10 protein-coding genes are annotated in these 10000 nt (G+C 48.0%); 2 read left to right on the top strand and 8 right to left on the bottom strand.

Annotation, left to right across the window (positions count from 1 at the left end; translation table 11 throughout):
• Window positions 1-1504: elongation factor G (locus LDL40_RS00515; protein ID WP_300992592.1), on the top strand; the 1504-nt coding region annotated here is incomplete at its 5' end.
• 288 nt (window positions 1505-1792) lie between these two features.
• Here LDL40_RS00515 and LDL40_RS00510 read toward each other — a convergent pair.
• From LDL40_RS00510 to LDL40_RS00480, 7 genes are all read right to left on the bottom strand, one after another.
• Window positions 1793-2305, bottom strand: a complete 513-nt coding sequence (locus LDL40_RS00510; RefSeq protein WP_300992590.1) for a DUF2937 family protein — start codon at window positions 2303-2305, stop codon at window positions 1793-1795.
• A gap of 27 nt (window positions 2306-2332) precedes the next feature.
• Entirely contained in the window at window positions 2333-2764 is a 432-nt protein-coding gene (locus tag LDL40_RS00505; RefSeq protein ID WP_300992588.1) for a hypothetical protein, read from the bottom strand.
• Window positions 2765-2939: 175 nt separating this feature from the next.
• Window positions 2940-3638 (bottom strand): class I SAM-dependent methyltransferase, encoded by a 699-nt coding sequence (locus tag LDL40_RS00500; RefSeq protein ID WP_300992586.1) that lies wholly within the window; start codon window positions 3636-3638, stop codon window positions 2940-2942.
• Window positions 3639-3736: 98 nt separating this feature from the next.
• A complete protein-coding gene (locus LDL40_RS00495) occupies window positions 3737-4024 on the bottom strand; it encodes a helix-hairpin-helix domain-containing protein (protein ID WP_300992584.1) in 288 nt (95 codons plus the stop codon).
• 24 nt (window positions 4025-4048) lie between these two features.
• A complete protein-coding gene (locus tag LDL40_RS00490; RefSeq protein WP_300992582.1) occupies window positions 4049-4555 on the bottom strand; it encodes a DUF1579 family protein in 507 nt (168 codons plus the stop codon).
• A 59-nt stretch (window positions 4556-4614) separates the two neighbouring features.
• Window positions 4615-4926 (bottom strand): hypothetical protein, encoded by a 312-nt coding sequence (locus LDL40_RS00485; protein WP_300992579.1) that lies wholly within the window; start codon window positions 4924-4926, stop codon window positions 4615-4617.
• A 247-nt stretch (window positions 4927-5173) separates the two neighbouring features.
• On the bottom strand, window positions 5174-6634 hold the full coding sequence (locus tag LDL40_RS00480) for an aminoacyl-histidine dipeptidase (protein WP_300992577.1): 1461 nt from the start codon (window positions 6632-6634) through the stop codon (window positions 5174-5176).
• Window positions 6635-6886: 252 nt separating this feature from the next.
• Here LDL40_RS00480 and LDL40_RS00475 point away from each other — a divergent pair, with 252 nt between their 5' ends.
• Window positions 6887-9379, top strand: a complete 2493-nt coding sequence (locus LDL40_RS00475; RefSeq protein WP_300992575.1) for a glycoside hydrolase family 95 protein — start codon at window positions 6887-6889, stop codon at window positions 9377-9379.
• A gap of 7 nt (window positions 9380-9386) precedes the next feature.
• Here the strand turns inward: LDL40_RS00475 and LDL40_RS00470 are convergent, their stop codons facing one another.
• Window positions 9387-9821, bottom strand: coding sequence for an acetyltransferase (locus LDL40_RS00470; protein WP_300992573.1), 435 nt, complete (start codon window positions 9819-9821; stop codon window positions 9387-9389).
• Window positions 9822-10000: the final 179 nt, after the last annotated feature.

Below are 10000 nucleotides of genomic sequence, written 5' to 3'. Positions count from 1 at the left end.
GGCTGATATGGCTGACGATGTGGCTATGTACCGCGAACAGCTGATCGAAACTGCTGTTGAGCAAGACGACGACCTGTTAATGGCCTACATGGAAGGCGAAATGCCAACTGTGGAACAAGTGAAAGCTTGTATCCGTAAAGGTACCCGTGAACTGGCATTCTTCCCAACTTACTGTGGTTCAGCCTTTAAAAACAAAGGTATGCAATTACTGTTAGACGCTGTTGTTGATTACTTACCGTCTCCGACTGAAGTAAACCCACAGCCGCTGACTGACGAAGAAGGTAACGAGACTGGCGAATTCGCTATCGTTTCTGCTGACGAGCCGTTCCGCGCTTTAGCATTCAAAATCATGGATGACCGTTTCGGCGCCCTGACCTTTATCCGTATTTACTCTGGTGTTCTGAACAAGGGTGATACCCTGTTGAACTCATTCACAGGTAAAACTGAACGTATCGGCCGTATGGTTGAGATGAACGCGAACGACCGTACTGACCTGACAACTGCTCAGGCCGGTGACATCATCGCGCTGGTTGGTCTGAAGAACAACACTCAGACTGGTCACACATTATGTGATCCTAAAGCTCCTTGTACTTTAGAACCAATGGTATTCCCAGAGCCAGTAATCTCTATCTCTGTAACACCAAAAGATAAAGGTTCTGTTGAGAAGATGGGTATCGCCATCGGTAAGATGGTGGCTGAAGATCCAACTTTCCGTGTTGAAACTGACGTTGACTCAGGCGAAACCATTCTGAAAGGTATGGGTGAACTGCACTTAGATATCAAAGTAGATATCCTGAAACGTACTTACGGTGTTGAATTAGTCGTAGGCCAGCCTCAGGTTGCTTACCGCGAAACTATCACTCGTGAAGTGGAAGACAGCTACACGCACAAGAAGCAATCTGGTGGTTCAGGTCAATACGGTAAAATCGACTACCGCATTCGTCCGGGCGCACAAGCTTCTGGCTTCAAGTTCATCTCTACCGTTGTTGGTGGTAGCGTTCCAAAAGAATTTATGCCAGCCATCGAAAAAGGCTTCGCCTCTATGATGAGCACTGGTACTTTAGCAGGCTTCCCGGTATTAGATGTTGAAGTTGAAGTATTCGACGGTGGTTTCCACGCAGTTGACTCATCAGCTATCGCGTTCGAAATCGCTGCAAAAGGCGCTTTCCGTCAGTCTATTCCTAAAGCAGGCGCTCAGCTGTTAGAGCCGATCATGAAAGTTGACGTCTTCACTCCGGAAGATCACGTAGGTGATGTGATCGGTGACTTAAACCGTCGTCGTGGCATGATCTCTGGTCAGGAAGCTGGCGTCACTGGCGTACGTATCAAAGGCGACGTACCACTGTCTGAGATGTTCGGTTACATCTCTACACTGCGTACTATGACTTCTGGTCGTGGTCAGTTCTCTATGGAATTCTCTCACTACTCACCATGTCCACAAAACGTGGCTGATGCAGTGATTGCAAAAGAGAAAGAAAAGAAAGCTGCAGCTGCTAAGAACTAATTAGCCGCTCACGCAATAAAAAGCCCCGCCGGTGAAAACCGCGGGGCTTTTTGTTAACCTCTCGTCTGCTACTGCATTTTTTTCCCCGCTGCGCTGGCTTCCATTCATTTCGCCAGTCTGGATAAAGGGGGTTCGCGGTTTTTTTCCACTGCAAATCCGGTGTAGCAATAACTCACTAAACAGCCGCATTTATTAGGCAGTCAGATCGAAAAGAGCAATCAGCACCACAACTACCTGCCTTGCATCAAAACCTGCCCGACAGCTGCTGCGCTAAAAGGTAAACAGTTTCTAAGCTTTACGCACAATGCTGGCTGGTCTTTTGCCTGCCCGCACTAACTGAAAAGGCAGCATCAGCAGCAGGTTCAGCAACAGAGCGACCAGAACTGAAAATGCCAGGCTACCCGGGCTCAGCGGAATACCAGGCGCAAACTGACGGATCACTTCTTTCAGATTGCCGTACCTGGATGGATGCAACATAAACAGCAGCTTCTCAACAAGATACCCCTGTTCAAACACAGCCATGCCCTGTGTGAGGTCGGCCAGTACATCCATAGTCGCCAGCTTTTGTCTGGCATCATCTCTGACGCTAGGTTCTGCATTTTGCAAGTGCTGCTCAAGCATGGATTGAATATCAGCAAACTGATTGGCTTTTGCCGTGGCTGCGTAACCGTCAACCTGCCATTTTGTCGCTTTATACTGCCCGGACAAATACTGCTGATAGTGCTCTGCCAGCAAAGGTAATTGCAAGGCCAGAAGTAGTGCTGCGCCAAAAATCAACTTATCCACAATGCGTAAAATCAATTATTCTTGTCCTTTTTAGCTGGCCAGTTATTTCACAATGTCGGCCGCTCTGGGAGGCCTTAAATACAGCAGTACAACTAACATAAGGGCCTGTAACGCCAGGACAAATAATTTAGGATTAATTTCCTGGTAGTTAACAAAAAGTGCTGCGTGCATCAGCAAATACAAGCCAAGCAACATAAAACCCCAGAGCTTATAGCGGAAAACCCCTACAGCACCGGACGCTAACAACAACCCCATCAGCATAATGTAAACACAGTATCCAGACACACTAAAAGCGACCAACTCTTTGTCGGCACGAGCTGCTGTAAAACGTTTGACCTCAGCCAATGCATCAGCGAAGTCAGTGACCTGGATTAATTCAAGCGCTTGAGCTAACAACAGGCAACCAACGCCAATTCTTATTAAGCCGTAACCAAACAACAGCGCCAACATCATCAAAGCGACTATACGCCACATAGTTTGTCCTTGTCTTATCTGCATTCTGAAGGGATTGAAACTCAATGAGTAACATCCCCCCGCACCTTTAATAACTCTAATTAGCACAGCACTTGTCAAAGCAAGCAGAGCGTGGTGAGCTTAAAGTGTAAGCAGATGCCATCGACTTACTGTGATCTAAATAATGAATAAAGACTCAACCTGCCCGCCTCGATAACCAGGCATGGATCAATCCCGCCTGAAAAAACTGTACCGGAGCTGCAAAACCGCCAGCAGCTATGATGGACGCTATTTTGGCTGGCGCTAAAACGCCAACATCATTGCTGTAGGCAGCACGCATCCGCTCTATCGCCTCAGCGGTAATATCTGCGGCTGACATCATGTTCATCCAGGCCCGTAATAACACATCATAGTCTGCTGACTGGGTATCAGAGGCCAGATCTGAGCTGGCAAGCAAAGCTCCAGGATTCAGTCTGTCAGCAATTTGTTGAAAAAACGCTGAACGCTGCTGTGGATCGACAAAAAACTGCGACACCAGAAAACACGTGGCTGCATCATGTAATTCATGCTCTGGCAAGGCGTCCAGATAACCCTGATGAAACACACAACGGGAAGCAAAACCTTCCTGCTCAGCCTTTTGCCGGCACAACTCCAGCATAGCGCCGGAGGGCTCCACTGCAGTAAAACGCCAGAGCGGATTTTTCTGCGCCAAATGCGATAATTCAGCCCCAGTGCCTAAACCAACACATAAAATCCTTGCATCAGCAGGCAAACCAGAAAACATGGAGTCGAGCAATAAATGCAGGCAATGCCGTATCGGCGCTGTTTTCGCCCATTGAGTGTCATAGCTTGAGGCTTGTTGATCAAATAAAGTTTTCAACTCGTTTTGGTTCATTAAATTGGTACTCTTTTAAACATTGAGGTTTTTTAAATTAGTGACTTGGGCGTCGCCCCATCTGGCAACCAAAGGATCAGCAGCAATAGGCCTGGACCTTAGTCCACCCATCCGGCTTTTCGTTCCGCCGTATATGCCCACCAGGCTTTAGGCTCCTCGCCCTGCATAAAGCGGGTGATGGAAATAAAAACGTCTATGACACAAGGGTCATGCCGCTGCGCTGTGATATCACAAAGCTGTTGGTACATTTGATAGGGATCGCGACCTTTCAGATCATCAGGCTGATGGATACCAAGTAAAACCAAATCTGCAGCTCCTGCTTTGCCAATATTGGGCAAGTCAGTCAGTTTTTTGGTTTGACTACGTATCACTTTATCCGGATTCATCAGCCCGTCCCGCTTATTCTGCCATTAGCTGCGGCTCATGGTATACCGGGCAAAGTGTTGCCAGGTGCCATCAGGCTTAGCGGCTTCTATCACAAAAAGCCAGGTTTTGGCGGCAGGGTTATAAGTCAGCGTGTCTCTGAACGAGCCGCCTTCATAAGGAATAGTGAACTGAATGCTGTTATCCGTGATGTGGCCTGTACCATGCGGTATAGAATAACGAGCGCCAAAACTATCCATCCAGTGTGCGATCAGAGTCTTGCTCTCTTCGTCATAGCCTAATATAACTCTGGCTTCATATTCGGAAGGTCGCTGTACGTCATCCATATGTAGTTCAGTAAAAGCGCCCTGTAATATAGGGCCGGCCTGCATGCTATAAGTCACAGCTTTGCCCATCACATCACCCGACATCCGCCATTGCCCATCCAGCGCTTTCAATAAGGGCAAACGTTCAGGAATAGTCGGATGATCGTCAGCATGGACTGGTGTTGTCAAAAAACAGCTCAGAAAAAACATAACCAGAGCAAAACGCATTCAGCTTCCCCTTAAACTATCCGTTACCTATGATGAAATGTGCACGATAAAACCCGTTTTCACTCTGCCCGGTCGATAAAGCCTGTCATAAAAAACTCTAGTTTGCCGCAGGACTTACAACCATACATGTCCAGATTTTCTTTATTGACAAAAAACTCCCCTATATCGCCCAATACACCCCAACGTGTGCCTTCATGGAAGTTTTTAGTGCCGATAAAACTTAACTGGGTGTTGCAGCGCAAACAATAGAGGGCTGGCGCCTGAGCTATGCTGGCAGGCTCGGCTGCGCCTTTTTCGCTGTTGCAATTCCAGCAGACTTCAAAGTCATCGTCTTCAATACTGGTTTTGCAATGTTGGCATTGCCATGACATTGGCTCACTCCTTTTTCACCAGAATACTCACTGCTTGTTCCATTTTTGCTTAGGCCAAAAGCTTATCGGGAAAAAACTGTTGCCACAATAGCTTAGCGACAAATGCATAACATCTTTGCAACCAAATACAAGGGTCACTGCAGGTGTTGCTATTCAACACATAGTCGCAGCAGACTGTCTTTTCATCGACATAAAAAAAGCCCCGAAAAGGGGCTTTTTGACTATTCCACAGTAGTAGCTTTTAGCATCAGCCGCGTTCAGGGATACGCTTTAATACCGCCAGCAATAATTCCCAGTACTGGCCCACAGTCGTGATATTGACCATTTCATCCGGTCCATGTGGGAATCGAATAGTGGGGCCAATAGACACCATATCCATATCCGGATAAGGCTTTTTAAATAAGCCACATTCTAAACCAGCATGGATCACCATAATCACCGGCTCTTTGTGGTAAATATCCTGATAGGTGTCTCGCACTATCGCCATTACAGCTGAATCCGGGTTAGGTTTCCAGCCAGGATAAGCACCGCTGAATTTCACTGCAGCGCCAGATAACTGTGCCAGTGACGTTAACATGCTTTCAATCTGCTGACGGCCGCTGTCAATTAAAGAGCGGATTAAACACAGCACCTGAATGCTATCTTCGTTAGTGCTGATCACCCCCATGTTGAGTGAAGTTTCGGTCACACCTGCCACTTCATCGCTCATCCGCATCACACCGTTAGGACACAGATTCATTAAATGGATCAGAGTGTTTTGGCTTTGAGCTGCAAGCACTTGAGCAGGAGTCACCACTTCGGTCAGACTGAGTTTTAAAGCGGGCTCAACAGCGGCTAATTCAAACTGCAGCAAAGCTTCAAATTGGGCTACAGCCTGGTGTAACTGCGTCAGTTTTGCTGCAGGAACAGTCAGACTGACAGTGGCTTCGCGTGGGATAGCATTACGCAAAGAACCACCGCTAAAGCTGGCAATAGCTAATTCCAGTGCTGTAGCATGGTCAGCTAAAAAACGCGCCAACAGTTTATTGGCGTTGCCGCGACCGAGGTGAATATTCACACCTGAGTGACCGCCTTTTAAGCCTGTTAAGCTTAAATCAACAGCCATCACACCAGCTGGGGTATCTTGCCATTGCACAGGCACAGTAAATTCAGCATCGACGCCACCGGCGCAGCCCATGTAAATTTCGCCTTCCTGCTCAGAGTCTGTGTTAATCAGGATTTCAGCGTCCAGCATGCCCGGCTGCACACCAAAAGCACCTGTCATGCCAGCTTCTTCGTCTACGGTCAGCAGTACTTCTAAAGGACCATGTTCAATGTCATTGCTGCCTAAAATAGCTAAAGCTGAAGCCATGCCGATGCCGTTGTCAGCGCCCAGCGTGGTGCCACGGGCTTTAACCCAATCGCCGTCTACATAAGCGTCGATCGGATCTTTAGTGAAGTCATGGATTTTGTCGGCGTTTTTCTGTGGCACCATATCCAGATGCGCCTGGATCACCACCACTTTGCGATTTTCAAAACCTGCAGTGGCCGGTTTTTTAATGATCAGGTTACCGACCTGGTCTTCAACTACAGCTAAACCTTTGTCACGCGCCCAGTGCTGAATATGCTGGCTTAAGGCTTGTTCATGCTTAGAAGGATGTGGAATAGCACAAATTTGCGCGAACCATTGCCACAAAGGCTGCGGATATAAAGATGATAATGCTGACACAACAACTCCTGATTAAGACGCTCAGCTAAAAAACGGCGGCATTTTAGCACAAAGAGCTGTTGGCACTGAATGCCAGAAACGACTGGCGCTGCGCGCAATCAAACGGCTATCAGTAAGACGCCGTCTGTTGTAGCCAAACAAAAATCAGAACTTCATTAACGATAAACACTATATACATATCAAAATCAGAAGGTTAAACCTGAACATCAGAATCTGGCTGCAACACATTGACCATCAGGGTGCCATGCGGTGATGACAAAAACTGTGCAAATTTCTTTACTTTGCTTATTGAGTTTACTCAGTGCTTTCGCTACCGCGGCTGCTCCAGCTAAGACAGATCTTAAACTTTGGTACAACCAACCCGCTAAATTATGGGAAGAAGCTTTGCCTTTAGGCAATGGCCGTTTGGGTGCTATGGTCTATGGCAAACCATCACATGAAACCATAGAGCTGAATGAAAACACCTTTTGGGCTGGTGGTCCACATAACAATATCAACAGTGCGGCAAAGACTTCTTTAGCCACGATCCGTCATTTAATCACCGAAGGCGACTATGCCGCGGCCGAAGCGCTGGCGGCTAAAACTATTACCAGTCAGGGCGCCAACGGTATGCCTTATCAAAGTGCAGGCCGACTGCAGCTGGAGTTCCCTTCTCACAGCTCTTATCGCCATTATTATCGCGACCTGGACATAGCCAATGCAGTGGCCAGCACCAGCTATCAGGTAGGAGATGTGAGCTACAAACGTGAAGTTTTTACCTCACTGGTGGATCAGGTGCTGGTGGTCAGATTAACCGCCAGTAAACCCGGTCAGCTCAGTTTTAAAGCCTACTTGACCCATCCGGCCAAGGCAGTTTTTTCAACACAAAATGCCAATACAGTAGCGATGCAGGTGCAATCTGGAGATCACGAAGGCATCAAAGGCCAAGTGCAACTGGTTTCCTTGCTGCATATACAAAATAGTGGCGGCACTGTAAGCCAAACCAATCATCAGATCCAGGTGGAAAACGCCGATTCGGTCGTGCTGTTGCTGTCCATGGCGACCAATTTTATTAACTACCAGGATATCAGCGCTGATGCGCTTAAACGTGCTCAGCAGTATCTGGCCAAAGCACAACAGCAGTTCCAGCAACACCCCTATCAGGATCGTAAAACGGCCCATAGCAACCTCTATAAAAGCTATTTTGACCGGGTGACTTTAGATCTGGGCCACAGCGAATTCAGCGTCGAACCCACAGACCAGCGCATCCGCTTATTTGCGCAGCGACACGACCCAGAGCTTGCCAGTCTGTATTTTCAGTTTGGCCGCTATTTATTGATTTCCTCCTCACAACCTGGTGGTCAGCCCGCTAATTTGCAGGGCCTGTGGAATCATAGACAAGACCCGCCATGGGACAGTAAATACACCTTAAATATCAATGCACAAATGAACTACTGGCCAGCAGAAGTGACACAACTGACTGAACTGCATCAGCCTTTTATCCAGATGATTAAAGAGCTCGCCGTTACAGGGCAACAAAGCGCCAAAACCATGTATGGCGCCCGTGGCTGGATGGCGCATCACAATACCGATATCTGGCGCATCACAGGTGGCGTTGATTACAGCTGGGGTTCCTGGCCTACCAGTAACGCCTGGTTGAGTCAGCATTTATGGCAAAAGTATCTATACAACGGCGACAATGCCTATCTGGCTGAGGTCTATCCTGTGATGAAAGCTGCAGTGCAGTTTTTTGAAGACTTTTTAATTGAATCGCCGGATAAACAATGGCTGATTGTATCCCCTTCCATGTCACCGGAAAATGCCCCCAAAGCCACAGGCACGAAAATAGCGGCGGGCGTGACTATGGATAACCAGCTGCTCTTTGACCTGTTTAGCAACACCATAGCGGCTGCCACTATTCTGGGACAAGACAAACAACAAATCCCAGCCTGGCAGAATATTCTGTCGCGCCTGCCGCCTATGCAAATAGGCCAGTACCATCAGTTACAGGAATGGCTACAGGATTGGGACGACCCGCAAGACAAACACCGTCATGTTTCGCATTTGTATGGGCTTTATCCCAGCAATCAGATATCGCCTTTGCGTTCGCCTGAGTTATTTAATGCGGCCAAAGTAACAATGGAACAGCGCGGCGACCCGTCCACAGGCTGGTCGATGAACTGGAAAATAAATTTATGGGCCCGCCTTCTGGATGGTGACAGGGCTTTGAAACTGATGCGTGACCAAATCAAACCGGCCCTGACTGCGGATGGCAAAATCTCCGAAAGCGGCGGTACTTATCCCAATATGTTTGACGCGCACCCACCCTTTCAGATTGACGGCAATTTTGGCTTCACCTCAGGTTTGGCTGAAATGCTGGCGCAAAGCCATGATGGCGCCGTGCATCTGCTGCCGGCTTTGCCACAGGAATGGTCCATTGGAACAGTGACAGGCCTGATGATGCGCGGTGGTTTTATGCTGGATATGAGCTGGCAAAACGGCCAGGTCTGTAGGCTAAAAATCCACTCGCGCTTAGGTGGTAATTTACGCCTGCGTAGTGCTTCGCCATTGCCTGAAGTGACAGCTTTTAAGGTTCACAAGGCAAGTGGAAGCTCTGAAAACCCCAACCCCTTCTACCAACAGGCGCAGATTAAACCACCACTTAAACACACCAGCAAAAACCTGCCACAGCTGTCTTTGGCCAACAGCTATTTGATTGATGTGCCGACACAAGCTGGAAAGGATTATCTGTGGACTTGTATCTAGCACCAGATCACTGCAATGCCATATGCAACAGCGGATAAGGTTTTCCCTGCCCGTCGAGCGCAGAGCGGCCTATCACAGAAAAACCAATATGCAGGTAAAAACCTTTGGCTTGTTCATTCTGTTCATTCACGTCCACCTTGGTTGCGCCTTGCGCTTTGATGGCATAAGCCGCGAGCAGGGCCCCCACTCCTTTACCTCGGGCTGCCGGAGCAATAAACAGCATTTCAATAGAGCCATCATGCACACCACAAAATCCGAGTATTTCACCCTGACTCGTTTTGGCACAGCGTAACTCAACCGCATCAAAATACTGCTCAAGGATCAGGGGTTTTAATTCCTGCAGATCCTCTTCCTTTAAAAAGTCATGGCTGGCTCTGACAGAGGCTTCCCAAATGTGCAATAACTTAGGGTATTCGGTTTTTTCTACAGTGCTGATAATCATAAAGTCGCTCTTATCAAAGTGAACACTCTGTACTGCCAACAGCAGTCAATTCACACAATTAATCTTCCAGGGCACTGCAAAACGGTCCACCACTATGGCGTAACAAGGCGACCAAAATGTCTTTTGTGGCGGCAGTATCACCTGACCGCCACTTTGTAACGCAGTAAAAAAGCGATGCA

It is taken from the genome of Rheinheimera sp., assembly GCF_020217005.1.
Taxonomy (GTDB): Bacteria; Pseudomonadota; Gammaproteobacteria; order Enterobacterales; family Alteromonadaceae; genus Pararheinheimera.
Note: the sequence above shows the minus strand (reverse complement) of the source record. Positions and strands in the feature narration are given on the sequence as shown.